This window comes from Tsukamurella sp. USMM236, from assembly GCF_037148755.1.
In the GTDB taxonomy this organism is placed as follows: domain Bacteria; phylum Actinomycetota; class Actinomycetes; order Mycobacteriales; family Mycobacteriaceae; genus Tsukamurella.
Genome location: NZ_JBBCSS010000026.1, coordinates 1 through 325, shown reverse-complemented (window position 1 = coordinate 325; position 325 = coordinate 1). Strand labels below are relative to the sequence as shown.

The 325-nt window shown below is 66.5% G+C and carries 1 protein-coding gene; it reads left to right on the top strand.

The genetic code is table 11. The annotated features are described in order from the left end of the window. Nucleotides 1-325 (top strand): acyl-ACP desaturase (locus WFK95_RS24715; RefSeq protein WP_336672301.1); only part of this gene is annotated, 325 nt, incomplete at both ends.

Below are 325 nucleotides of genomic sequence, written 5' to 3'. Positions count from 1 at the left end.
CCACGGCATCGCCATGCGCGACTACCTCGTCGTCACCCGCGGCGTCGACCCGGTCAAGCTCGAGCAGGCCCGCATGATCCACATGACCAACGGCTGGGACCCCCAGGGCAAGGTCGCGCAGCACACCGAGCAGAAGATGACGATGCTGCACTCGGTGGCGTACGTGACCTTCCAGGAGCTCGCCACCCGCGTCAGCCACCGCAACACCGGCAAAGTCTGCCAGGACCCCATCGCCGACAAGATGCTCCAGCGCATCGCCGCCGACGAGAACCTGCACATGATCTTCTACCGCAACATCTCCGCCGCCGGCCTCGACCTGGTCCCC